22 protein-coding genes are annotated in these 24,032 nt (G+C 45.6%); 15 read left to right on the top strand and 7 right to left on the bottom strand.

Translation table 11 applies throughout. The annotated features are described in order from the left end of the window. Positions 1–22 precede the first annotated feature (22 nt). On the bottom strand, positions 23–820 hold the full coding sequence (locus MASE_RS12655; protein ID WP_014950140.1) for a UDP-2,3-diacylglucosamine diphosphatase: 798 nt from the start codon (positions 818–820) through the stop codon (positions 23–25). Between the two features lie 103 nt (positions 821–923). Next, positions 924–1,829, bottom strand: a complete 906-nt coding sequence (locus MASE_RS12650; protein ID WP_014950139.1) for a LysR family transcriptional regulator — start codon at positions 1,827–1,829, stop codon at positions 924–926. A 119-nt stretch (positions 1,830–1,948) separates the two neighbouring features. Between MASE_RS12650 and MASE_RS12645 the strand changes: the two genes are divergently transcribed. The 4 genes from MASE_RS12645 to MASE_RS12630 all read left to right on the top strand — a co-directional run bounded on the left by MASE_RS12645 (position 1,949) and on the right by MASE_RS12630 (position 5,872). After that, a complete protein-coding gene (locus MASE_RS12645) occupies positions 1,949–2,848 on the top strand; it encodes a bile acid:sodium symporter family protein (protein ID WP_014950138.1) in 900 nt (299 codons plus the stop codon). Positions 2,849–2,975: 127 nt separating this feature from the next. Further along, the gene (locus MASE_RS12640; protein WP_014950137.1) at positions 2,976–3,806 is read left to right on the top strand and encodes an SDR family oxidoreductase; all 831 of its coding nucleotides are present in this window, start codon (positions 2,976–2,978) and stop codon (positions 3,804–3,806) included. A gap of 183 nt (positions 3,807–3,989) precedes the next feature. Further along, positions 3,990–5,120: a phosphotransferase family protein gene (locus MASE_RS12635; RefSeq protein ID WP_014950136.1), complete on the top strand. Its 1,131-nt coding sequence runs from the start codon at positions 3,990–3,992 to the stop codon at positions 5,118–5,120. Further along, positions 5,120–5,872, top strand: a complete 753-nt coding sequence (locus MASE_RS12630; protein WP_014950135.1) for an SDR family oxidoreductase — start codon at positions 5,120–5,122, stop codon at positions 5,870–5,872. Before MASE_RS12635 ends, MASE_RS12630 begins: the two co-directional genes overlap by 1 nt. Positions 5,873–6,054: 182 nt before the next feature. Here MASE_RS12630 and rpsT read toward each other — a convergent pair whose 3' ends face one another. Further along, on the bottom strand, positions 6,055–6,318 hold the full coding sequence (gene rpsT / locus MASE_RS12625) for a 30S ribosomal protein S20 (protein WP_014950134.1): 264 nt from the start codon (positions 6,316–6,318) through the stop codon (positions 6,055–6,057). A 450-nt stretch (positions 6,319–6,768) separates the two neighbouring features. On the opposite strand from rpsT, the gene murJ reads away from it, so the two are divergent. The 11 genes from murJ to MASE_RS12570 all read left to right on the top strand — a co-directional run bounded on the left by murJ (position 6,769) and on the right by MASE_RS12570 (position 21,434). Beyond that, on the top strand, positions 6,769–8,328 hold the full coding sequence (murJ, locus tag MASE_RS12620; RefSeq protein ID WP_014950133.1) for a murein biosynthesis integral membrane protein MurJ: 1,560 nt from the start codon (positions 6,769–6,771) through the stop codon (positions 8,326–8,328). Between the two features lie 120 nt (positions 8,329–8,448). Next, positions 8,449–9,369 carry a bifunctional riboflavin kinase/FAD synthetase gene (gene ribF / locus MASE_RS12615; RefSeq protein WP_014950132.1) on the top strand — a complete coding sequence of 307 codons (921 nt, stop codon included), beginning with the start codon at positions 8,449–8,451 and terminating at the stop codon, positions 9,367–9,369. 270 nt (positions 9,370–9,639) lie between these two features. Continuing rightward, entirely contained in the window at positions 9,640–12,459 is a 2,820-nt protein-coding gene (ileS, locus tag MASE_RS12610) for an isoleucine--tRNA ligase (RefSeq protein WP_014950131.1), read from the top strand. Then, positions 12,452–13,000, top strand: coding sequence for a signal peptidase II (gene lspA / locus MASE_RS12605; protein ID WP_014950130.1), 549 nt, complete (start codon positions 12,452–12,454; stop codon positions 12,998–13,000). Before ileS ends, lspA begins: the two co-directional genes overlap by 8 nt. 14 nt (positions 13,001–13,014) lie before the next feature. Next, complete coding sequence (gene fkpB, locus MASE_RS12600) at positions 13,015–13,482, top strand: FKBP-type peptidyl-prolyl cis-trans isomerase (RefSeq protein WP_014950129.1); 468 nt, start codon at positions 13,015–13,017, stop codon at positions 13,480–13,482. Positions 13,483–13,484: 2 nt separating this feature from the next. Beyond that, positions 13,485–14,429 carry a 4-hydroxy-3-methylbut-2-enyl diphosphate reductase gene (gene ispH, locus MASE_RS12595; RefSeq protein ID WP_014950128.1) on the top strand — a complete coding sequence of 315 codons (945 nt, stop codon included), beginning with the start codon at positions 13,485–13,487 and terminating at the stop codon, positions 14,427–14,429. Between the two features lie 394 nt (positions 14,430–14,823). Further along, on the top strand, positions 14,824–15,474 hold the full coding sequence (locus MASE_RS12590; protein WP_080589202.1) for a PilV family protein: 651 nt from the start codon (positions 14,824–14,826) through the stop codon (positions 15,472–15,474). Continuing rightward, the gene (locus MASE_RS12585; protein WP_014950126.1) at positions 15,471–16,328 is read left to right on the top strand and encodes a PilW family protein; all 858 of its coding nucleotides are present in this window, start codon (positions 15,471–15,473) and stop codon (positions 16,326–16,328) included. The genes MASE_RS12590 and MASE_RS12585 overlap by 4 nt, the downstream gene beginning before the upstream one ends. Continuing rightward, entirely contained in the window at positions 16,325–16,888 is a 564-nt protein-coding gene (locus tag MASE_RS12580; RefSeq protein WP_014950125.1) for a PilX N-terminal domain-containing pilus assembly protein, read from the top strand. Before MASE_RS12585 ends, MASE_RS12580 begins: the two co-directional genes overlap by 4 nt. 8 nt (positions 16,889–16,896) lie before the next feature. Next, positions 16,897–20,967, top strand: coding sequence for a PilC/PilY family type IV pilus protein (locus MASE_RS12575; RefSeq protein WP_014950124.1), 4,071 nt, complete (start codon positions 16,897–16,899; stop codon positions 20,965–20,967). A gap of 2 nt (positions 20,968–20,969) precedes the next feature. Continuing rightward, positions 20,970–21,434 carry a type IV pilin protein gene (locus MASE_RS12570; protein WP_014950123.1) on the top strand — a complete coding sequence of 155 codons (465 nt, stop codon included), beginning with the start codon at positions 20,970–20,972 and terminating at the stop codon, positions 21,432–21,434. Positions 21,435–21,514: 80 nt separating this feature from the next. On the opposite strand, the gene MASE_RS12565 is transcribed toward MASE_RS12570, so the two are convergent. The 4 genes from MASE_RS12565 to MASE_RS12550 are packed head-to-tail and all read right to left on the bottom strand — an operon-like array spanning position 21,515 to position 23,967. Next, positions 21,515–21,775 carry a hypothetical protein gene (locus MASE_RS12565; RefSeq protein WP_014950122.1) on the bottom strand — a complete coding sequence of 87 codons (261 nt, stop codon included), beginning with the start codon at positions 21,773–21,775 and terminating at the stop codon, positions 21,515–21,517. A 47-nt stretch (positions 21,776–21,822) separates the two neighbouring features. Continuing rightward, positions 21,823–22,794: a hypothetical protein gene (locus MASE_RS12560; protein ID WP_014950121.1), complete on the bottom strand. Its 972-nt coding sequence runs from the start codon at positions 22,792–22,794 to the stop codon at positions 21,823–21,825. Next, positions 22,781–23,419, bottom strand: a complete 639-nt coding sequence (locus MASE_RS12555; protein WP_014950120.1) for a potassium:proton antiporter — start codon at positions 23,417–23,419, stop codon at positions 22,781–22,783. Before MASE_RS12555 ends, MASE_RS12560 begins: the two co-directional genes overlap by 14 nt. Continuing rightward, positions 23,413–23,967, bottom strand: coding sequence for a prepilin-type N-terminal cleavage/methylation domain-containing protein (locus tag MASE_RS12550; RefSeq protein WP_014950119.1), 555 nt, complete (start codon positions 23,965–23,967; stop codon positions 23,413–23,415). Before MASE_RS12550 ends, MASE_RS12555 begins: the two co-directional genes overlap by 7 nt. Positions 23,968–24,032: the final 65 nt, after the last annotated feature.

The following is a 24,032-nucleotide window of genomic DNA, read 5'->3' as shown; positions in this document are numbered from 1 at the left end:
AGCCCCATTTGCGTAATGCCAGCTATGCTGCTTCTGAGCGAGAGGTTTTGGTTGTAATTGGTGTTACGGTGGCTGACTCTAATGAATCAAGGTAATGAATAAGAGATAAGTTACCGTTCACGTCTTCGGACAGTGCACTGCAATTTTCTATCCAGTCCCCATCATTGATATAGTGAATGCCGTTTTCAAAGCTGCTTTCAGGGTGATGAATATGGCCACACACAACACCGTCGAGCCCCATTTCATCGGCGCGCCTGCAGCATGCTTCTCGATAACGGGCGATGGCTTCATTCGCTCCCTTAATGTGTTTTTTAATATAGCCCGCAAGTGACCAGTATGCTCGCTTGCGCCACGCGCGTAGGCGATTAAACTCTCTATTTAGAAAAAGCAAAAGGTCGTAACCTTTATCGCCAATCCACGCATGGAATTTGCCCATAGTCACATCGCCATCGAACTGATCGCCATGTAAGACTAAATAACGCTTCCCTTGTGCTGTGGTGTGAACCAACTCTCGCTCTATTTCTATGTCACCGAAGGCCATACCCGAATAAGACTGAATTGGCTCATCGTGGTTTCCGGGCAGGTACACCACACGGGTGCCTTCCTGACTCATTTGCATGAATTTATGCATGACTTGATTGTGCGCCTTTGGCCAGCGAAATTGTTTGGACATTTGCCACATATCAACAATATCACCCACCAAATAGAGGGTGTCTACGGTTATGCTATCCAGAAAGGAAAGTAAGTATTCAGCTTTGCAGTCGCGATTACCCAAATGGATATCTGAAAGCCAAAGTGTTCGATAGTGTGTCTTTTTCATAGCGGTTTCCCAAAGCGATGCCTTGGATCGTCACTATAGGTTTGCAAATTGACACTACCGTGACGCTTGCTTGACCATTGTGTTACAGCAACACAAATACGCGCTATAACCCCAACTTATTCGCCACGTCTAAAAGCCTATCCCGCATCCATACATTCACTAAGTCTTCATCGGCGTGTTTGTGCCAGTACATGTGTACGGGGAGTGGGGGGACGTCAAATGGAAGGGGCAGAATTTCGATATCGAATTTATTACTGAATTGTTGGACGAATCGCGTTGGCATGGTCAGCAAAAGATCGCATTGGCTAACTACGTTAACGGCGGCAAAGTAGTGTTCACACTGCAATGCGATGTTGCGATGTAAATTGTGCTGAGCAAGGGCTAGATCTACCGTATCTAATTTAGAGTCTTTTAAAGATACAAGCGCATGCTGTGCAACTGAGTAGCTCTTGATACTCTGGTTATCTACGTAGCTATTGCTAGGCGCGCATACCACGACAAACGTTTCTTCGCAGATAAACTGTGAACGAATGTCACGGCTGGTGGGAACTAACGCGTCAATTACGATATCAAGCTCTTTAGCGGCTAACGCGGGAGCAAGCTCGGGCCAGGTAACCTGTCTACTATTCACCGTGATATTGGGAGTATGTTTAACAAGCTCAGGAATAAGCACGGGAAAAAATATAGATTCTAAAACATCTCTTAAGCCAAGGTTCACCTGACGGGGTTTATCACTTATATCAAAGCCCACTTTACCTTTTAACGTACTTTCAAGGGTTTCGATTGATTTCACAACCGATGCAATAATGCCTTGGCAAAATGGGGTAGGCACGACTTGTCGTCCATGACGAATAAACAGCGGATCATCAAATTTCTCTCGTAGACGACCTAAGGCGTGACTCACCGCAGGTTGAGTAATATGCAGTGCGTTGGCGGCTTTCGTAATGCTGCCCTGATCGTAGACCGCGCGCAGCACAACAAACAAATTTAGGTCTAATTTTCCATGCATATCATTTATGGGTTTCCATAATAAGGCATCATTTTTATTTATTATTAAACAGGGTACACTGGCTTAAATGTTAATAAAAGGTTTCTTTTATAGAGGCTTCTTTTGTAAGGGGCGTGTGCATGCAGGCATCTGTACTTACCGAGGTGTTGTTACCTCTAGCGTTGGCATTTGTTATGTTTGGCATGGGGCTAACGCTAACCCTTGCAGACTTTGCCCGACTACTTAAAGCACCTAAAGCAGTAATAACGGGTTTTATAGGGCAAATTATATTGCTGCCTATGTTGGCGCTAGGACTGTGCTTTGTTTTTGGTCTACCCGATTATATTGCGGTTGGTGTCATGGTTTTAGCGGCATGCCCAGGCGGCACGACCAGTAATTTAATCAGCCACATCGCAAAAGCAAATCTGGCCCTTTCAGTAAGCTTAACCGCTATTTCTACCATCGCTTGCGTTTTCTCAACGCCCTTTATCATTCAATTTGCTCTTGATTACTTTGTAAAAGAAAACGCGCCAGACTTTTCTATTATTCAAACAGTGATTGGGCTGGTTGGTATATCAATTGTACCGGTCATTTTAGGCATGACCATTCGTCGCTTTAACAGCAGGTTTGCTACTAAAACTGAAAGCTTCTTCCGGCAGTTTTCTATGTACTTCATGTTGCTTATGATTGTGGGCGTGCTGGTTTCAGAAAGAAACAATTTAGCCGCGTCCTTTGAAAGCGCGTTTTTGGTTTGCTTAACGTTAAATTTATCATCGGTATTGTTAGGGCTCGGGGTTGCTAAGCTTTCAAACCTAGCATTTAAAGACTCGCTCACGCTGGCCATTGAAATAGGCGTGCAAAACGCGGCGCTTGCAATGCTGATATGTATTACCTTTTTAGATGCGCCTGATTACGCGATTGCACCTGGTGTATATGGCGTAGCAATGTACATCGGGCCCGCACTATTGGCCCTGTGGGCAAAACGAAAAATGCGTAACGAACAGCCATCAGTGTCACTGCAAAAGACGGAATCAGTTTGATTGGATTGATAAGGCGGTCAATTAGAGAGAATAGTGAAGTACTGATTAGCGCTTAACACAATAAAGCGCAACTAAACATAAACGCCGATACAAGAAAAATGAAACAAGAACAGTTAGGAAACACATCATGCGCGTATTGATTACCGGTGGCGCTACCGGCTTAGGTCAGGCCATTGCCCTTAAGTGGGCGGAAAAGTGGGCAGGCAAAGACGAGGGGGTAGATATTTGCATTGCCGATATTAACCAAGAAAGAGGCGACGAAACAGTAAATACGCTATCCGCCCAAGGTGCCAATGCGTTTTACATCCATTGCGATATAACCTCTGAAAATGATGTTCAAACGTTAGCGAACACCTTGGAAACTCGCTGGGGCGGTGTTGACACTGTATTTAACAATGCGGGTGTTGCTTCTGGTGGCAGCCTTTTAGATGAGAGCATTGAGCAGTGGCAGTGGGTGTTTGATATTAATGTGTTAGGCATGGTGAGAGTCAGTCGTGCACTCTTACCGTTAATGCGAGAGCAAGGCGGTGGCTATTTCATTAATATTGCATCGCAAGCGGGGCTAACGCCTATTCCTTATATGGGAAGTTATAACGCGGTTAAAGCTGCAGTCGTGTCGTTTTCTGAAACCATGAAGTTGGAATTAGCACCTGACAATATTGACGTTAGTGTAGTTTGTCCAAGCTTCTTCAAAACGAATTTAGATGAGTCGATGCGAAGCAGCAACCCAGCGTCGCACAAGATGCTCAATAAGTTCTTTGCCAAAGCAGACATGACGAAAGAAGACGTGGCTGAGTCCATATTTCAGCAAGTCGACAAAAAGCAGTTTCTTATTCTTACCCATAAACTGGGTAAACGCGCTTTCCTGTTAAAGAAGCTGCTGCCAACCCAGCGCTATATCAAAAATATGCTCAATCAAACGAAGATGATGAAGCGTGCAATGGAAAAGCAAAGTTAAAGCAAAATTAGAGCAAACTTAGGCAAAACGGAATCGGGCTCACGTATGTTTGTCGCCAAGCTATCTGAAGATAATTGTCGAGCTGCTCTTGTACAGGCACAAACAGAAGTATCTTCTAGCCAAAGATTGTGAGTTAGCACTTTGAATAGGCCCTTTGAAACAGAATTACAAGAAGAATGAGATATGCAACAACAGGTCGTAGATAAAGCTGACAGCGTACGTGCAGGCGAAGAGCTAGACGTCAGCGCTGTACACAATTGGCTTAAAGAAAATATTAGTGCCTCGAGTCCATCATTGAAGGCCACGATACAAAGTAGCGATAGCTTTCCTCAAGTCACCCAGTATTCTGGGGGCGCGTCTAATTGGACGTACTGCTTGGACTATCAAGGCAGTAAACAAAACCAGAGCGAGCAAACGTCGTTGATTTTGCGTCGGGCACCAGCAGGTACTAAAGCCAATGGGGCTCACGATATGGGGCGGGAGTTTCGATTACAGCATGCGTTAAAGCCTGTTTATCGCTATGTGCCAGAGATGCTTGGACTTTGTGAAGACGAGAGCGTTATAGGCACAGAGTTTTACGTAATGGAGAAGTTTACCGGCGTGATACCACGTAAGAACTTACCCAAAGGCTTAAACACGTCTGAGCAGCAAAGCAAACAGCTCTGCACTAATGTACTTGATAGCTTAATCGAGCTTCATAAAGTGGATTATAAGAAAGCGGGGCTTGAGCACTTAGGTAAAGGTGCTGGCTACATAGAACGCCAAATAAGTGGGTGGAGCGAACGCTATAGTAAAGCAAAAACCTGGAATGTCCCCTCGGGTAAAAAAATAATGCGCTGGCTAGAAAACCACATGCCCGCTAATGAACGCATTTGTATTACCCACAATGACTTCCGATTTGACAACGTGGTGTTAAAGCCAGATAACTATACGCAAATTATCGGTGTGTTGGACTGGGAACTGGCGACCTTAGGCGACCCGCTTATGGACTTGGGTAATACCTTGGCGTATTGGGTACAACCGGATGATGACTTTTTGGCCCAATCAACGCGCCGCCAGCCTACTCACTTACCCGGTATGCTAACTCGAAAGCAGGTGGTTGCGTACTACTGCAAAGAGATGGAAATAGATGTAGATGATTTTACCTTTTACGAGGTATACGGGCTTTTCCGTTTAGCCGGTATTGCCCAGCAAATTTACTATCGATACCACCACAAGCAAACCAATAATCCAGCGTTTAAAAACTTTTGGATCTTCATTCATTATTTAATGTGGCGTTGTAATAAGGCCATAAAAGCATCAGGAAAACGATAATGACAACAAGACGCAATATTCTGATCACAGGCGCGAGTTCAGGCCTAGGCAAGGGAATGGCGATTGAGTTTGCCAAACAGGGTTGTAACCTAGCCCTATGCGCAAGACGCTTTGAGAATTTAGAAAAATTGAAAGACGAATTGCATTCAATTAACCCAAACATTGACGTGTATATTCGCTCGCTGGATGTCAATGATCACGATGCGGTGTTTGAAGTGTTTGACGCATTCAAAGATGACATGGGAACTCTTGATAGAGTTATTGTGAACGCAGGAATGGGCAAAGGCGCGTCGATTGGTACGGGGTATTTTCACGCTAACAAGCAAACGGCGGTGACTAACTTTGTGTCGGCGCTAGCACAATGTGAAGCGGCAATGGCTATCTTTAGGGCGCAAAATAGTGGTCATCTTGTGACGATTTCGTCCATCAGTGCTGTGCGCGGTTTTAGACGCGCCATGACCGTATACGCAGCAACGAAAGCGGGCCTTACATCTATGACTGAAGGCATTCGAATGGATGTAATGAATACGCCAATTAACGTCACCTGTATTCACCCCGGTTTTATTCGCAGCGAAATAAACGAAAAGGTGGAAAAAGTACCGTTTATTGTTGATACAGATGTGGGCTGTCGCGCGATGGTCAATGCAATCAACAAGGAAAAAGCGAATGCGTTTGTACCAAGCTGGCCGTGGGCCATCCTTCACTGGATCATGCGTATTGCACCGGCAAGCTCAATAAGGAAGATGAGCTGATAAGTGGATAGCTGGGGGAGGAACACACCGCAAAGACTTTTTATCTAGTGACAAAGCTCGCCTAGTGGTGGGCTTTATGCCTTTAAGTCTAAATTTGGAATCAGTAACCCATGCTAATTAGCGTCGATTACAGATACAAAAAAAGCGCCGAAGGGCGCTTTTTTAACTACTAATCGTAAAGATTAACCTAGTGCTTTGATTTGTGCAGCTAGACGGCTCTTATGACGAGCAGCTTTGTTCTTGTGAATCAAGCCTTTAGTAGCCATTCTGTCAAGTACTGGAGTAGCAGCAGTAAGTGCAGCTTGTGCCGCTTCTTTGTCACCGCTTGCAATTGCAGCGATAACTTTCTTGATGCTTGTACGAGTCATTGAACGACGGCTAGCGTTGTGCTGACGACGCTTTTCGGCTTGGATTGCACGCTTCTTAGCAGACTTAATGTTAGCCAAGGTGTAACTCCCAAAATAAATTCATGTCAAAAACGAGGGTGCGGATTGTGCCTACCAAACGCCCAAATGTCAAACGATTTAAAACTTAAATCGTTCCGCGTTAAAACGCGCAAGCTATTGAACACAAAGTATGCTCAACACGTTGCACATTCTTTGCGACATTTCTCTGCGACATTTTTTGAAAGAGATTCGTAGTGATATTCTTTCAAGACATTTCAGCGATAGACATGCATAAACGACAGCACCCCATACCGGGCGCGGATTATAACAAGAAAGTTGTTAAAGATGCACAACTATTTTGAAGAAATCGTTTCGCCTGCGATAGCCTTTGGTTATTATGGCTCGCTTGCAACCTAGCGTTGCCGCTTTACGCTTAGCAAACGCCTTTGACTATCTTTCAAATGGCTGATGCTATTCAGCCTATTCTTTACCTCTTATTGGAAGTGTGACGTGTCACGGAAGTTAATAAAATCTGGTCTTATCGTCAGTATTATGACCTTGGTCTCGCGAGTATTAGGCTTGGTACGTGATGTTGTTGTTGCCAAGCTTTTGGGCGATGGAGCAGCCGCTGACGTATTTTTCTTTGCTAACAAAATTCCTAATTTTCTTCGTCGTCTATTCGCTGAAGGTGCATTTGCACAAGCGTTTATTCCGGTATTAACCGAAGTCCACGAGAACGACGATAAAAAGCAACTCAGAGAGTTCGTTGCAAAAGTCAGCGGTACGTTGGGCGCTATTGTTTTTGTAGTTTCTATCATAGGGGTAATAGCATCACCTGTTTTGGCGGCGTTATTTGGTACAGGCTGGTTTGTGGCGTGGCTCGAAGGGGACGAGGCAGGAGATAAGTTTGTGCTTGCGTCGACCATGTTGAAAATTACCTTTCCTTATTTAGCGTTTATCTCTCTGACTGGGTTGGCAGGGGCGATACTCAATACGCTAAATAAGTTTGCGGTTGCTGCCTTCACCCCTGTTTTACTTAACGTGTGCATTATTGCATGCGCTATATACTTAGCTCCTACGCTTAATCAACCCGCTTACGCGCTAGCGTGGGGCGTGTTTATCGGTGGTATTGTACAGTTCTTGTTTCAACTACCGTTTTTGTTCAGGGCAGGGCTCTTGGTAAAGCCAAAGTGGGGCTGGCATGACGAAAACGTGGTAAAAGTACGCACCCTGATGATCCCTGCCTTATTCGGTGTGTCAGTAGGGCAAATCAATTTGTTGTTTGATACTTTCATCGCCAGCTTTTTAGTTACCGGTTCTATTAGCTGGTTATACTATTCAGACAGGCTGCTTGAATTTCCCCTAGGGTTGTTTGGTATTGCCATCGCAACAGTCATTTTACCTACGCTATCCCGAAACCATGTCAGTAATAACCCCAAAGCGTTTGCTGCGAATATCGATTGGGCGTTTCGCATGGTGTGTTTATTAGGCATACCTGCTGCAGTGGGACTTGGCGTGATGGCAAGGCCTATTCTGACCGTTATTTTTCAGCGGGGCGCGTTTACCGCAGAAACCGCCATTATGGCGTCTTACTCGCTTACCGCGTACTCGTTTGGCTTGCTCAGCTTTATGCTGGTAAAAATTCTCGCGCCAGGGTTTTACTCCCGCCAAGACACCAAGACGCCAGTGAAATTTGGTATTTGGTGTATGGTCGCAAACATGGTGTTTAACCTTATATTAGCGATTCCGTTTGGTTATGTAGGGCTTGCTGTTGCTACCAGTATGTCAGCTACGCTTAATGCCGCTTTGCTCTATATAACGCTGCATCGCCAAGGCGTGTTTGCGTTAAGCCGCACATCGGTTTTGTTTATTGCCCGTGTAGTTATTGCAAGTGCAGCCATGGGCGGGCTTATTTATTATCGCGATCAAGGCTTAGGTTTCTTTGATTTGTCTCTTTCCGCCCAAATGTTAGAAGTAGGAATAACCATATCGCTGTCGGTCATACTGTTCGTGACAACCATGGTGGTGCTGGGCATGCGACCCAGGCATTTCAGAAGCGGCGGCGATTAGTATTCAATAGATGCGAAATAGAGCATGGAGCCAGAATGGCCCGTGTGCTTGGTATTGTGCTCGCGGTCGGCTATAATCGCGAGCTTTGATTTTCTAGCAGTTAAAAGGTAGTGGCTAACAGTGGAATTTATCCGCGGGCTAAACAATGTAAAACCGCACCATAAAGGGTGTGTGCTCACTATTGGCAAGTTCGACGGCGTACACCGTGGTCATCAAGCTGTGTTGGCTAACGTGCTTGAAAAAGCGAAATCGCTATCACTTCCTGCCACCGTAATGGTGTTCGAACCTCAGCCTGAAGAAGTCTTTATGCCTGATAAAGCACCAGCGCGTATAAGCCCTCTTCGCGAAAAGTACGAGTTGCTGCGCCAACAAGGTGTCGACAGACTGCTTGCTGTGCGATTTAACGCGGAGTTTGCTAAGCAAAGTGCCGATACCTTCGTTCACGATTTATTGGTGGACAAACTGGGTGTTAAATTTCTTGTTGTTGGTGACGATTTCCGTTTTGGCAATGGCCGCAAAGGGGATTTCGAAATGCTTGAGGCGGCAGGTCGCCAATACGGTTTCGAAGTAGTAAGCACCCACAGTTTTACCATGCATGCCCATCGAATAAGCTCTACCGCGGTGCGAGAAGCGTTGGCTGACAGCGACTTCGGTTTGTCTACCGAAATGCTAGGGCGCCCGTTTGCTATTCACGGTAGGGTGGTTCACGGCGAGAAAAAAGGTCGCACCATTGGTTTTCCCACCGCGAATGTCATGCTAAAACGTCAAAAAACGCCAATTCACGGCGTGTTCGCAGTTCGTGTCGACGTAGATGGAAAACACTATAACGGCGTTGCGAACATTGGTACCCGTCCTACTGTTAACGGGGTAAGAAACCAGTTAGAAGTCCATATTTTTGATTTGTCATCTGACCTTTACGGCAAGCCCATTACGGTGTTTCCGATGGCAAAAATAAGAGATGAAATTAAATTTGATTCTTTTGAGGCGTTGAAAGATCAAATTCAAGCAGATGCAGCACAAGCGCGTCTGTTATTAGCATAGTTAAACGTGATAAAGTCACGAAAAGTTTTTGCGCGTATTAATTTTATTGAGCTCGATTTTTTTAAACGTGGATCCTTGTTCGCGAAACGCGTAAGTAAGTCACTGTGCTAGAACATATAATGTCAGCCTTGCGCTAGTAAGAACGACACACAGTTTTACGTTGAACCTTTTACATTCAGCGTTTTAATTTGAACATCGCAAAATGAATATCGCCTTCACAATGTGTTAGTGCATTGGGTGAAAATTAAGGTAACCGGATAATACAATTTTATGAGTGATTACAAAGCCACACTGAACCTTCCAGAAACTGCGTTTCCTATGCGCGGTAACCTTGCTCAGCGCGAGCCGAAAATGCTTAAAGACTGGCAGGAAAAAGGGGTATACAGCAAAATTCGTGAAGCGAAAAAAGGCAAAAAGCCATTTATTCTTCACGATGGCCCTCCTTATGCAAATGGCGATATTCACATTGGTCACGCGGTTAACAAAATTCTCAAAGACATTATTGTAAAGTCGAAAAACCTTTCTGACTTCGATTCTCCGTACGTTCCTGGATGGGACTGTCACGGTTTGCCGATTGAATTGATGGTAGAAAAGAAAGTTGGTAAGCCAGGTAAGAAAGTTACTGCGGCTGAATTTCGCCAGAAGTGTCGCGAATACGCACAAAAGCAAATTGACGGCCAAATGGCTGACTTTAAACGCTTAGGTGTGTTTGGTGAATGGGATAACCCATACAAAACCATGGACTTCAAATCTGAAGCCGACATCATTCGTGCATTAAGTAAAATTGTAGACTCTGGTCACTTAGAAAAGGGCTTCAAACCTGTTCATTGGTGTACAGATTGTGGTTCAGCACTTGCTGAAGCAGAAGTGGAATACAAAGACAAAGTATCACCTGCTATCGACGTTAAGTTCCCAGTAGCTGATGTGGCTGCTATTGCAGAAGCGTTTGGTGTGTCTGAAGGTGATTTAACCACACACAAAGCAGGTGTAGTTATTTGGACTACCACACCGTGGACACTGCCAGCCAACCGTGCAATCAGCTTACACCCAGAGCTTACCTATGCGATTGTTGAAGTTCAGCCTTCAAATGAATGGCTAGTGGTAGCGCAGGACCTGCTTGAAAGCTGCATGAACCGTTACGGCGTTGAAGATTTCCGTGAAGTGGCAACCTGTACTGGTGCTGCGCTTGATAAGCTTAAAGTTAATCACCCATTCTTAGACCTTGAAGTTCCGTTAATTCTAGGCGACCACGTTACGACTGAGTCTGGTACAGGTTGTGTACACACAGCGCCAGCCCATGGTGTTGACGACTTTAACGTGGGCAAGCAATACGATATCGAAGTGTACAATCCGGTAGGCAACAATGGCGTGTACCTTGAAAACACACCGCTGTTTGCAGGTCAGTTTGTATTTAAAGCCAACGATGAAATTATCGAAACGGTTAAAGAGAAGGGTAACCTTGTCCTAAACGTAAAATACGAGCACAGCTACCCGCATTGCTGGCGCCACAAAACGCCAATCATCTTCCGCGCTACGCCTCAGTGGTTTGTAAGCATGGATAAAAAAGGCCTTCGCGCTGAATCACTTGAACAAATTAAGCAAACCAAATGGATCCCGGACTGGGGCCAAAACCGCATTGAGAAAATGGTTGAGGGCCGTCCAGATTGGTGTATCTCTCGTCAACGTACGTGGGGCGTGCCTATTCCTTTGTATGTGCACAAACTTACCGGTGAAATCCACCCAGAGTCTGCGGCGTTAATGGAAAAGGTGGCACAAGAAGTTGAAGCTAAAGGCATTCAAGCGTGGTGGGATCTCGACGATGCAGCCCTGCTTGGTAGCGAATTAGACAACTATGAAAAAGTGACCGATACCCTAGACGTTTGGTTCGACTCGGGTGTAACGCATTACTTCGTTGTCGATCGTCGCGATGACATTCCGGCCTCTGCCGATTTATATCTTGAAGGTTCTGACCAGCATCGTGGTTGGTTTATGTCTTCGCTTATGTCATCAACTGCCATGCACGGTCACGCGCCTTATAAAGAAGTGCTAACACACGGCTTTACGGTAGATGCCCACGGCAGAAAAATGTCGAAGTCGGTAGGTAACGTTGTGGCGCCTCAGGAAGTCACTAACAAATTAGGCGCAGACATCCTTCGTCTATGGGTAGCATCTACTGACTATCGCGGCGAGATTGCGGTATCGGATGAAATCTTAAAGCGTGCTGCAGATGGCTACCGCCGCGTACGTAACACTGCACGCTTCTTGCTAGCGAACCTGAACGGTTTCTCGGTTGAAGATGCGGTTGCAGAAGAAGATATGGTCGCGCTTGACCGCTGGATTGTTGCTCGTGCTAAGGCACTTCAAGAAGAGCTTATCGAAGCGTATGACAACTACGACTTGCTGGTAGTGTCACAGAAGCTTACGCATTTCTGCTCAATTGAGCTGGGCTCATTCTATTTAGACGTGATTAAAGACCGCCAGTACACAGCTAAAGCAGATGGGCTAGCCCGTCGCTCATGCCAAACGGCCATGTATCATATCATTGAAGCATTGGTTCGCTGGATGGCGCCTATTACCAGCTTTACTGCACAAGAAATCTGGGAAACGCTACCAGGTGAGCGCAGCGAGTTTGTATTTACTGAAACCTGGTACGAAGGTTTTAACAACTTCACGCAAAGCGATACGTTTAACGATGCCCTATGGCATCAAGTGCTAAGCGTAAAAGACGCCGCAAACCAGGCGATGGAGCAGGCGCGTAAAGATGGCGAGCTAGGTGGCTCACTAGAAGCGAGCATTTCGCTTTATGCTACTGAGTCGTTGTACAACGTACTCGCAAAACTTGAAGACGAGCTACGCTTCGTACTTATTACATCAGGCGTTACGCTAACTAAAGTTGACGGTGCACCGTCTGATGCGAAAGCCACAGACGTAGAAGGTTTATGGTTGAGCGTTAATAAAGCAAGCGGTGAAAAGTGTGTTCGCTGCTGGCATCACCGTGAAGATGTGGGCTCACATGAAGGTCACGAAGAGCTTTGTGGTCGCTGTGTGACAAACATTGACGGTGATGGAGAAGAACGCCACTATGCTTAAGCTTTTTCGCGAAACAGGCTTGCAGTTTTTGTGGATAAGCGCAATTGCGTTTATCCTCGACCAATGGAGTAAGTACACGGTTATCGACAGTATGTCGTTGTATCAGTCGATACAGGTATTGCCGTTTTTTAACTTTACTTACGTACATAATTACGGCGCCGCATTTAGTTTTTTAGAAAATGCAGGTGGTTGGCAGCGCTGGTTCTTCACTGCCATTGCTGTCGTGGTAAGTGTAGTGATTTTGTGGTGGCTGAAGCAGTCACCCCGTTCGCAAAAAATGCTGCCCGTTGCGTTTGCCTTTATTCTAGGTGGTGCACTAGGTAACGTTTACGACCGTTTAGTCCATGGTTATGTCATCGACTTCTTAGATTTTTACGTAAACAATTACCACTGGCCAGCGTTTAACATTGCTGACAGCGCAATATTTATAGGCGCAGCTTTACTTATTATCGACATGTTTAAAAATGGCGACAAAAAAAGTGAAGGGAACGGTGCAGACGCGCGAGCCAGTGCCGCGGACAATAGCGAAACCATTAAGTAGTATTCGGAAAGGTTATGACAGACTCATTGATAATTGGTGCTGATAACGAAGTTATTCTTCACTTTGATTTAAAGCTAGAAGATGGCTCTGCCGCTGACAGTACTCGTGTAAACAACAAACCTGCCAAAATGGTGATGGGTGACGGTAGCCTTACGCCGAATTTTGAAGCGTGTTTACTTGGGCTTAAAAAAGGTGACAAAAAGTCATTTAAATTAGGCCCTGAAGATGCATTCGGCCAGTCTGATCCGAATAATATTCACTATATGGATAGAAGCCGCTTTGGTGCAGATTTGCAAGTTGAGGAAGGCATGATTTTAGCGTTTGCTCAGCCTGACGGTTCAGAGATTCCGGGGATTATTCGAAGTGCTGCTGGAGACTCTGTTACGGTAGACTTCAATCACCCGCTAGCAGGGCAAACGGTTATCTTTGACGTTGAAATTATTGATGTTAAACCTGGCGTGTCAGCACAAGGTGGAAACTAGTTATGCAAATTCATTTAGCTAACCCTCGTGGTTTCTGCGCGGGCGTTGATAGAGCTATCACCATCGTTGAACGCGCGCTTGAAATGTTCGAGCCGCCCATCTATGTACGCCACGAAGTGGTACACAATAAATTTGTGGTAGATGGGCTACGTGAGCGTGGTGCGCTATTTGTTGATGAGCTTCACGAAGTACCAGACGACAGCATAGTTATATTTTCTGCCCATGGCGTATCGCAAGCGGTAAGAAAAGAAGCGGAAAATCGCGGTTTAAAGGTCTTTGATGCCACGTGCCCCTTAGTGACGAAAGTACATATGGAAGTTACCCGCGCTAGCAAAACGGGCACTGAATGTATCTTGATTGGTCATGCTGGTCACCCTGAAGTAGAGGGCACCATGGGGCAGTACAGCAATGAAGATGGCGGTATTTATTTAGTTGAATCTGAAGCTGATGTGGCAACGCTTGAAGTTAAAGATCCGACCAACCTTTATTATTGCAGCCAAACTACGCTGTCTGTTGATGATACCGCCGATGTTATTGATGCACTTCGCGCTAAGTTCCCCAAAATCAATGGTCCGAGAAAAGACGACATTTGCTATGCCACGCAGAATCGCCAAGACGCGGTTCGCGACCTAGCCCAAGATTGTCAGGTTTTACTGGTTGTTGGGGAACAGAATAGCTCAAACTCGAACCGTCTTCGCGAGTTGGCTGAAAAAATTGGCGCAAAAGCGTATTTGATTGCTGACGCTAATTGCATTCAAGAGGAATGGCTAGAAGGTGTAGAGCATATTGGCGTTACTGCAGGCGCGTCTGCACCGGAAGTGTTAGTGCAAGGTGTGGTAAACAAGCTCAAAGCGTGGGGTGCTGTTTCAGCTTCTGAGCGTGCTGGACGCGAAGAGAATGTGGAATTTGCTGTACCTAAAGAGCTGCGTGTTAAGCAGGTCGTTTAATTTATCCTCACTATCAAAATAAAAAAACACCACACTTAGTTGCGGTGTTTTTTTATGCTTTTGTCTACTGGAAATTCAACAAGTTGCGAATGGATAATAATACCTTTAGAACAGGGTATTTTAACATGAACAGGCTACACGGTTCGGCTTTGAGGTAGCGCCTTTTATACCGTAAACGTACATCGTAAAGCGGTGTTATAGCTCGCTTACCTTTTAGAGCCGGTTACTTTAAAGATAAAATGGTTGAACAGTCTGCCCTGTACTTGCTTGCTAGTACAGGTCACAGAAAATTATACGTTTTAATAACCATTGATACCCAGTGTTATACGCTTTTGTCTTACTATACTACATTGGTGATAACACCAATTTGAATGTTAGGTATATGGCAAAAAAGATGATTGCTGAAAAGGTGATAATGAAGCGAGTGAAGGGAAGTCATATTCGCGCACAACACGGTGCAGGTCTTATAGAGATCTTAATCACCTTATTTATATTAGCTGTGGGCTTACTGGGTGTTGCTGCGCTCCAGTTTACGGGCTCTTTTGCCAATAAAGACGCAATAAGCCGAACTCAGGCCGAGATGGTGGCAGCACAAGTTGCAGAACGATTGAGAGCCGCCGCTCGCCCAGCAACAGTGGGAGACGGCATGGTAGTCAACAATGCGTACTTCTCTAGCGATACCTATAATTTTGCCACGTTAAGTTGTTCTGGCTCGTCTCACCCTTATCACTGCTACTGTCTGGCAAGGCCGGCAGGGATCCCAAATTGCGAAGGCCAGGCCTGTACTGAAGCACAGATGGCTGAGTACGATGGTTGGGCGCTATCGTGCTCAGCAGTACAAACCAATCCTCAAACTAAAGTGTCGGTATCGTGTGACGACAACAATACGGCAGATATTTACAGCTGTAGTGCAGGTTCTCGTGTAGAAGTGTTGTTGACGTGGCCTGTCGCTTCTTCGGGAAATCAGACCTATACCCTTAATGCGCGATGTAACGAATCTGAAGGTGACAGTAACGCATGTGTGTTTAAGGACATTACATTATGAATGCACGTCGCCACCGCCCACAGCAGGGTTTCTCCCTTGTCGAGTTAATGATTACGTTAACGCTGGGGTTAGTGATATCAGGCGCGATTATTCAAGTGCTCGTCAGTAGTAGCGTGACGAATAAGCTCAATCAAGCCGTGGCTCAAGTACAAGAGTCAGGCCGCTTTATCATGGCTCGCCTCTCAGCAGAATTCTATGAAGTCGGCCGTTATGATCAGATAGTCGCGGATGTGGATACATCCGTTGATATCGTTGCCGAAGCGGCCTATGTGGAAAATCACCCCATCGCTGTAGCAGGGGATTTCGCTACCAACGCTACACTAGGCAGCATACAAACCTCTAGTGGCGGCAGTGATAAGCTGGTTGTGAGCCTACTAAGTGACGAAGATTGTACTGGAAACCAGCACGGCTATGGCGGTCTCGAGTTTCACGTTGTTAATCACTACTTTGTAAGCGGCAGTACACTTAAGTGCACAGGATATGATGGTCGGGTACTTCGTGGCCTAAAGGTGCAGACAGTGTCGCCCCTTACCGTAACATTGCTCGATAACGTCGAAAGTTTCCAAGTGCAGTTCGGCGTTTCAAGCAGCATTACCAATTCTCAAGGGCAAGCTGTTTCGTATGTAACCGCAGATGAAATTGAAGATTTAAGGGCGCTTAATCAACAAGTTGTGTCACTGCGCTGGGCGCTAATGCTTAAAAGCTATCAAAATGAAGTGAGACAAACACAGTCTCAGAAATATGCGCTGTTAAACGAAGCATCTAAAACGATGGACACGGCCCATTATTATCAAGTGTTCTCAAAAACGTTGGCACTTCGAAATATGAAAAATTTTGTCAGGAGTTCGCGATGAAACAACAAGGCTTAGTGATGGTATTCGCACTTCTTGTGTTGCTTTCAATCACTGTTTTAGGGGTAAGCGCGGTAACCAGTAGCTTGTCTCAGTCTAAAATGGCAGTGTCTATGCAGCAAAGTGGTTTGGCTTTTGATGCTGCTGAAGCAGCGATCGCGGGCGTTTTCTTTGAATCTGAAGATGAAACCCTACTTACCGACCCGAATAAGACAGACCCGCTCTCGGAAGCTCGGCAGGGTAACGTGTTTGACCCTGAAGCAGATTCAATGAGCTGTTTCGATGACGGGGAGTGGACTGACAGATACATGACTGAAGGCGGCCTTGCTGTTGGTGACAGACATGTGGTGGATGGCACGTATCAAAGTGAGGCCTCGTCAAAGAGTTGGTCGCGCACTGCCTTTATCAGAGAGCAGGCTTGTCGAGGCTCGAGTAACGTGATTGGTGGAAGCAACGTCAATTGCCATGTATTCATTATCAGAGGATGTGGGAAAGTGGCGGGTAAATCTTCTGTTGTGGCGAACAGCTTGGCTGCCTCTGTATTTGGCCCTGCGTCTCAATAGGTATTAATATGAAGAAACTCTCGACTTACCTTGCCTCTATTATACTATTTAGCTGTATCGGTTTCTCTGCGTTTGGTGACGACCTCGATATTTACCTAGGCAACGCAAATAACGCCGTAACCTATAACCCGAATGTGCTGTTTATCATGGACTCATCGGGAAGTATGGGATCGTACGATAACACCAGCCAAACTCGAATGTTGCGCGTACAGAATGCACTAAAAGAAGCGCTCGGTTCGGCGACCAATATTAACGCAGGTTTGATGCGTTTTTCGGATTACGGTGGCCCAATCCTCTATCCGGTTCGCAATATAGATGAAGCGGTAAGACCTGAAATTATCATTTCAACCAACGACGACGATCACGACGCACATGAAATAGACGGTAGCGTTACCACTGACAGCAATGACCTTGTATTAAGCAGCGGTACCCAAACCGTAACCTCTGGTCTGCGTTTTACCGAGTTAAACATACCTCAAGGCGCGACAATCGTTAATGCCAGTATTAGGTTTACTTCAGAAAAATTCAATGTGGCGGGTACATCCCTTGTTATATCAGCTGAAGCATCGGCATCAAGTACAGCCTTTGCTTCGTCTTCGAACAATTTGAGTGCGCGAACGAAGACCGCGGCTAACGTTGAGTGGGCAACCGACAATAGCTTTCCCGCCTCAGGCGAGGTGATAACCACACCTGACATAAGTGCAGTCATTCAAGAAGTCGTCGATTTATCGGCATGGTGTGGCGGCAAGAACCTTAATATTTTAATAGAAGGCTCTAGCACCGATTCAGCAAGCTCTCGTGAGGTAAGAGCCAGTGACGTAGGCCAAAGTGGTGCGCCACAGTTGGTGGTAACTTATGATGACTCTACCGCTACGGGCTGTGTTCAAGGCGAAGCAATTTATCAAGTAGCCAGTTCACGAGATAACTTGGAAGAGAACGTAAACGGCTACCCGAATACCGGTAGTGAACTGACCTTCCACCCATCTTACAATGATTACATAGGCGTTCGATTTCGCAATGTGAACATTCCTCAAGGGGCTGTAGTAACAGAAGCGTATCTTGAGTTTACTGCTTACAGTACGGTGACCTATGGTAACCCGAGCATGCGTATTAGGGGCGTAGCTGATGATGATGCGTCTGATTTTCATCCAGACCGTCGTAACCGCTTACGAAATTTGCCTAAAACATCGGGTATTACTTGGTCCATGCCTGATTTTTACAACAATTATACCTACCGTACGCCTGACGTGAGCAACATTGTTAAGCAAATTGTTGATCGTTCAGGTTGGCGGTCAGGTAACGATATGGCTTTTGTTCTTGATGATTTTGTGTCGTACCGCGGTGCGCATACGTATAACAACTCGCCATCTAAAGCACCGAAGCTTATTGTGAAGTTTAACGGCTCGGCGACACCTGGCGCTTCAGCAACGGTCCGTGAACATTTGATCAGCAAAATAGATGAGCTTAGCGCCAACGGTCTAACCCCTATAGTAGACACATTGTTGGAAGCGGCTAACTATTATGGCGGTAGAGACGTAGATTATGGGCGAAAACGTGGGGAAAGTGACGTTAGCAGCTCTGTGCGAAGAAGTACTCGTGTGAGCCACAGAAGCTCTTATATAGGTGCAGATTCAATTTTGCCTTCGGGCTGCTCGGAAGACAACTTGTCAGACAGCGACTGTATCACTGAGCAGATTCCAACACCGGCAAGTTACATTTCACCGGTGTCTGACCTACAGTGTCAAACAAACAATCACATTGTTTTATTGTCCGACGGTGAAGCGAACAACAACCACAGTGTTTCGAAAATTCAGACGTTACTTGGTAAAAGCTGTACCGGAAGTAGCGGTGAGAAGTGCGGCCTAGATTTAGTGAGAAATATCAGTGAAGCGTCAACGTCAGTAATAGGCCCAAGGGTTATTACACACACCATCGGGTTTGCGGCGAACAATAACGCCAACAACTTCCTTAATCAGCTTGCTTTGCAAAGTGGTGGTGGTTTCTATCAGGCAGATAACAGTACGGATTTGCTCGAGGCGTTTAATACTATTTTGCGTTCTGTAAAAGATATTAATGCAACCTTTGTGTCGCCTGGTGTGGCGGTTAACCAGCTAAACCGTCTAACCCATAGAGATGAATTATACTTCGCATTGTTTAAGCCGAGCGAAGGGGCGATTTGGCCTGGGAACCTTAAACGTTATCGCTTAAGTGGTGATGAAATTCTCGATAAAAACAGCCTAAATGCGGTGGATAGCGTTACGGGATTCTTCGCTGAAAATGCACACAGCTATTGGTCAACCCTTGCTGACGGCAGCGAGGTGAGTGAAGGTGGAGCAGCCAGTCGCTTGGGCGGGAACCGAAATATATACGTGTTCAATGATACGGGTAGCATTGTAAGAAGTGCCAATGAATTACACGAAAACAATACGAATATAACGAATGCTGACCTTGCCATTCAGGATGAAACTGACGCGAATGCACTAAGAGATGCCATCTTAAAGTGGACTCGAGGCGTGGACGTAAAAGACAGTAACGGCGATGGAAGTACAACTGACTATCGCTCTCAAATGGGCGATCCCATTCACTCTCAGCCTATAATTGTTAACTACGGTACTGACGACTCGGCCATTTTTGTCGCCACCAACCAAGGAATGTTGCATTCATTCGACACTTCAACAGGCGAAGAGAACTTTGCCATCATGCCTAAAACATTGCTGCAGAATCTACATCATTTTTATAAAGACACATCATCGCTAGAGCACAAATATGGCTTAGATGGTGACATGATTCTAAGAACAGTTGGAGACAACAAGTACCTTTATGTTGGTATGCGCAGGGGGGGACGTAATTATTATGTCTTTGATGTGACGCAAAAGACCTCACCCACGCTGAAATTCAAAATTGAAGGCGGGGCGGGGACGCTGGCAAAGTTGGGCCAGACGTGGTCGAGACCAACAATCACTAAAGTGAACATGGGCGGACAAGTTAAAAATGTCATGATTGTTGGCGGTGGCTACGATGACGCACAAGATGATCGTGCTATTCGAGCAAATGATGTCGTTGGCAATGCTGTGTTTATGTTCGACGCTGATACTGGCAGCCTCTTGTGGCATGCAAGTAATGAAGATGCGGATTTAAACTTAACGAATATGACTTACAGCGTTCCAGGGCGAATTTCAGTTATTGATAGGGATAACGATGGGTTTGCGGACCATATGTATGTGGCCGATATGGGCGGCCAGTTATTCAGGTTAGACATTTATAATGGAAATTCAGGTACGAATTTTATAAAAGGCGCGCGCATTGCCGACTTCGGTGGCGACACAGCAGAAACCAACCGACATTTCTACTATGGGCCAGACGTAACAGAGATAGCGCTAGGCGATGAGTTGTATTATGGCATAGCCCTTGGCAGTGGATGGCGTGCATCTCCGCTAGATACCGTAGTTGAAGACAACTTTTATATGCTTAAAGACAGCGGCGTATTTAACCGTGATGTAAATGGGAATTACACATTTATGCAAACGGTTTATGAGAGTGGAATGTACAACGCCACGAGTCATGCCTTAAATAGTAGTGACGAGGGGGAGCGCGAGTTGGCTTCACAGGACTTTGCTAACAAGGCTGGGTGGTATTTGAATTTAACCACTAACGGTGAAAAGGTACTGTCTTCTCCGCTAATTATCGATTACAAGGTGTTCTTTACGACCTATGTTCCGGCGGTGAGTAGTACCAGTGCATGTGCTCCGCCCACGGGTAATAGTCGCGCTTATTTAGTCAGTATGTTTAATGGCAACGCCGTCACAGATGTAAATAATGACGGAGAAGTTAACGACGCTGACCGCTCAGCAGAATTGAAACAAACTGGCATCGCACCAGAGACCAAAATTCTTATAGAAGATATTGTGAGTCCAGTGGTTTGCTTGGGTACTGAATGTGTCTCAGCAGTGATTGACGTTGATGAAGATGGCAACGACGAGGCATGTACTAACGCATTTGAGTGTTTAGCTGAAAATATTTACGGAAGATTCGAGCGAATTCAGCGTGGTAGTTGGCACTCAGAAACAGAGAGGGAATAATTGTGAAGCATAAAAAAACAGAGAGCGGATTTTCATTAATTGAGCTTATGATAGTTGTGGCGATAGTGGGCATTATTGCCGCCATTGCATACCCTTCTTACCAAGGTGTTATTGCCGATGGATACCGCGGCACAGGGCAGGCTGACTTGTTGGGGTTCGCATCTGCAATGGAACGTCATCACAGTGGTTCTTTCAGTTATGAAGGTGCGGCAAGTGGTGGCGCAAACACCGGCGCGCCAGCCGTTTTTTCTACTTATTCTCCGTCTTCTGAGCCCCAAGCAAATCGCCGTTATAATTTAACTATACAAGCGGCCAGCGCAACAGCTTATGAGTTGAGGGCAACGCCAGTCAGCGGCACAGGTCAAGCATCAGATGGCACGTTGTTTTACTTCAGTGATGGGAGAAAGGGTTGGGATAAAAATAACAATGGATCCCTTGAGTCCGATGAATATTGCTGGTCATGCTAATTATTAATACTGGTAGATATTCGTTAAGCGATTAATGCCACAGGTCGTTTTGACGCCTTAAAAAACGTGGCGTTGATGTGCTATTGGGCTGAAATTACCAGTAATGACGGTTCACCAAATATTGCGATGTCATCCCAACGTTGGTCAACCGGGTCGTTAACTAGAGCGAGTCGATCCGAATTCAATGAGACATTGTGCTCAGCGTTTTCATCCAAAGTCACTTGAAAGAGAAGCCTAGAATCAATGCGAGTGGCAAGTAGATAGGTGGTAGTGCTTGTTAAAATAAGCAGTGCCAGCAACACTTCAATTAAAATACTTCCTGTATTTTTCAATTTAGGCATCTTTGAGGATCCTCTATTTCTGGTTTTTCGTTTACCTAATATTCAGCTCAATCGTTTGTTGAGTTATTCCTATACCATGAACCCGGGATAGGGATAATTTTAGCGAGTGTAGTGTGCGATTGAAGGTTTTTTAGCACCGCGGTGGACGGTGTTAATGGCCCATCAAGATTCGTGTTCAAGGGGTGGTTGGAAACGTAAGCGCCTTTTATAGATGCCTCAGGTGAAACATGCAAAGTGTGCGTATATGGAGTGGTGGAAAGCATAACTATCAAACCATGGAATTGCGTATCGGCGTGAAGTGAAAGGTCGCCATCCACTATCAGTAGCATTAAAGGCTGGTTTTCGTCTGAGTGTGCTATATCTTCGTTATCCAATTGGCAATCTCCCTCTATCCAGAAAATACTGGCAGGCGGAAGGTTCACACAATCCTGTTTAGCAACGCTTTGAGGAAAATACGTCGCACTCAGGTGCTCTATGCTTCGATTAAACAGCCATTCGGTAAGCTGATTGTCCCATGATAATTGTTGAGTTGAAGTAGGTAGCCTTAACAGTGACGGATAGCGCAGAAATTTAGCTGTGTAAATCATATTACTTTCGTCTTGGGAAACCCGCACGTCAAAGTGTTGCAAAGGCTGCTGTTCTTCACCAACTAAATCGGTCTGCTCAATAAGTATCGTTGCATTGGATGTGTCTATCCTATTCAACGTTTGCGAGGCCGAATGACTTCGTAACAACGTGGCGATTTCTTTGACTTGCTGCATGTGTGTAACATGTGCCTTCTCGGTATCCCGCTTTGTCTTTTCAATCGTATAAAATTGTTGAACCTGCTGTGATGTACTTATAGCTGAGAAGGTAATAGCGCTTAATAATATGGCCACAATTCCCAACACGGCGATGCCTTGCTGAAAACGAAGCGGTGCAGTATGGCGTGTAGGTACAACCCCTCCATGGCTTGTTCTAAACTCAGTTTTTCTGTTGCCTCTTTGAGGGCACTGCATTTCGGAATTAGTAGTAGGCATTGACAGCCTCAACTATGAACGTTCTGGCGCTTTTGACGGTAGGATCAACTTTACTGTGCAACTCTATTTCAATTTCATAGGCACTTCCCCAGCTACTGCTGTGCCTTCGGTTAACCGTGAATTTGGTGGCAACGGTAGTTTGCGTATCGGTTAAGTCGTACCAACCCCTTTGAATACAGGAATGTCCTGCTACTCGGTACTCGATGGCATTGTCGTGCAATCGGTATCCAAAAAACTCCCCCTGAGCCTGCGATACCACGCCGTCCTTGTTCTTATCATAAGAAAAGGTAACACAGCTATTTTCAGGTTCATTTGCGCGGTGGCCAGTGGTTACTTCGAATACCGTATTTTCGATTGTGGTCGCACCGAAAGGTGATAGGGTGTTAGGGGAGTAAACAAAACCCGCTTTGCTTAGGTGTTGTGTAATTGTACTTTGTAGCGCACGTATGTCGTCTTCTACGCTGGTAGCGTGTTGAATTGATGAGTGTGCAATGTGCGACCGCGCCGCTTGAGTTGCAACGGCTGAAATCACTATACTTGCCAAGCCACAGGCCACCAGCAGTTCGGTGAGACTATATCCACAATACGGCTTGATTGCGCCACGACGCATTACATGTTTTAGCATGGCGCTATTCCAGAAATAGACTGAACGCTACATAGCTTTATTCGCCCCAATGTATTAATAACTAACTTTGCCCTGAAGCGCTGGCTTGAAAGCGTTAGCGTCGTATTACTCGCAAAATTGAGGGTACCGTTTTTATTGAACGCGACAATCTTGTCCTCATTATTGGTTGTGCTCAATTCTGTATTCCACCGCGAAGGCAGTGACAAGAAACTCGACTCAGTCAAGGCACAGCTTGGGCGGGTGGCGCAAGAGCACGAGTCTTCTTCGCTCACGAGTACACAGCTATTGTGTTCAATTTGCGCAATCAGGAACATGTTCTTTTTGTTTATTAGTGCTTTCATTCTCGCCTGTTTTGCGAGTGAGGCTATTCCGGTGGCAGCATGTTTAAAGGCATTTCGCTCATTCCATGCATCAAATGAAGGAATAGCAATTAACGATAGGAGACTGATTACTGCCAGTACAACTAGCATTTCTAAAAGCGTAAACCCATTCAATCTCCGTTGTGGAATGCTTAGCTTGTTGTTGGATGTGTAAGCGTGAAAAGCCATGCGTAAGTCCAGTTACCCTGCTTAATTCATATTGGTAATCTCAATGTACTGAAATTCAATTAGAG

It is taken from the genome of Alteromonas macleodii ATCC 27126 (assembly GCF_000172635.2).
Lineage (GTDB): Bacteria > Pseudomonadota > Gammaproteobacteria > Enterobacterales > Alteromonadaceae > Alteromonas > Alteromonas macleodii.
The sequence above is the reverse complement of the archived record's forward strand: the minus strand, read 5'-3'. Positions and strand labels throughout refer to the sequence as shown.

Bases quoted from the DNA above. Each gene is read 5' to 3' on its own strand.
- MASE_RS12655 (WP_014950140.1), bottom strand. From the start codon at position 820: ATGAAAAAGACACACTATCGAACACTTTGGCTTTCAGATATCCATTTG.
- MASE_RS12650 (WP_014950139.1), bottom strand. From the start codon at position 1,829: ATGCATGGAAAATTAGACCTAAATTTGTTTGTTGTGCTGCGCGCGGTC.
- MASE_RS12645 (WP_014950138.1), top strand. From the start codon at position 1,949: ATGCAGGCATCTGTACTTACCGAGGTGTTGTTACCTCTAGCGTTGGCA.
- MASE_RS12640 (WP_014950137.1), top strand. From the start codon at position 2,976: ATGCGCGTATTGATTACCGGTGGCGCTACCGGCTTAGGTCAGGCCATT.
- MASE_RS12635 (WP_014950136.1), top strand. From the start codon at position 3,990: ATGCAACAACAGGTCGTAGATAAAGCTGACAGCGTACGTGCAGGCGAA.
- MASE_RS12630 (WP_014950135.1), top strand. From the start codon at position 5,120: ATGACAACAAGACGCAATATTCTGATCACAGGCGCGAGTTCAGGCCTA.
- ileS (WP_014950131.1), top strand. From the start codon at position 9,640: ATGAGTGATTACAAAGCCACACTGAACCTTCCAGAAACTGCGTTTCCT.
- lspA (WP_014950130.1), top strand. From the start codon at position 12,452: ATGCTTAAGCTTTTTCGCGAAACAGGCTTGCAGTTTTTGTGGATAAGC.
- fkpB (WP_014950129.1), top strand. From the start codon at position 13,015: ATGACAGACTCATTGATAATTGGTGCTGATAACGAAGTTATTCTTCAC.
- ispH (WP_014950128.1), top strand. From the start codon at position 13,485: ATGCAAATTCATTTAGCTAACCCTCGTGGTTTCTGCGCGGGCGTTGAT.
- MASE_RS12590 (WP_080589202.1), top strand. From the start codon at position 14,824: ATGATTGCTGAAAAGGTGATAATGAAGCGAGTGAAGGGAAGTCATATT.
- MASE_RS12585 (WP_014950126.1), top strand. From the start codon at position 15,471: ATGAATGCACGTCGCCACCGCCCACAGCAGGGTTTCTCCCTTGTCGAG.
- MASE_RS12580 (WP_014950125.1), top strand. From the start codon at position 16,325: ATGAAACAACAAGGCTTAGTGATGGTATTCGCACTTCTTGTGTTGCTT.
- MASE_RS12575 (WP_014950124.1), top strand. From the start codon at position 16,897: ATGAAGAAACTCTCGACTTACCTTGCCTCTATTATACTATTTAGCTGT.
- MASE_RS12565 (WP_014950122.1), bottom strand. From the start codon at position 21,775: ATGCCTAAATTGAAAAATACAGGAAGTATTTTAATTGAAGTGTTGCTG.
- MASE_RS12560 (WP_014950121.1), bottom strand. From the start codon at position 22,794: ATGCCTACTACTAATTCCGAAATGCAGTGCCCTCAAAGAGGCAACAGA.
- MASE_RS12555 (WP_014950120.1), bottom strand. From the start codon at position 23,419: ATGCTAAAACATGTAATGCGTCGTGGCGCAATCAAGCCGTATTGTGGA.
- MASE_RS12550 (WP_014950119.1), bottom strand. From the start codon at position 23,967: ATGGCTTTTCACGCTTACACATCCAACAACAAGCTAAGCATTCCACAA.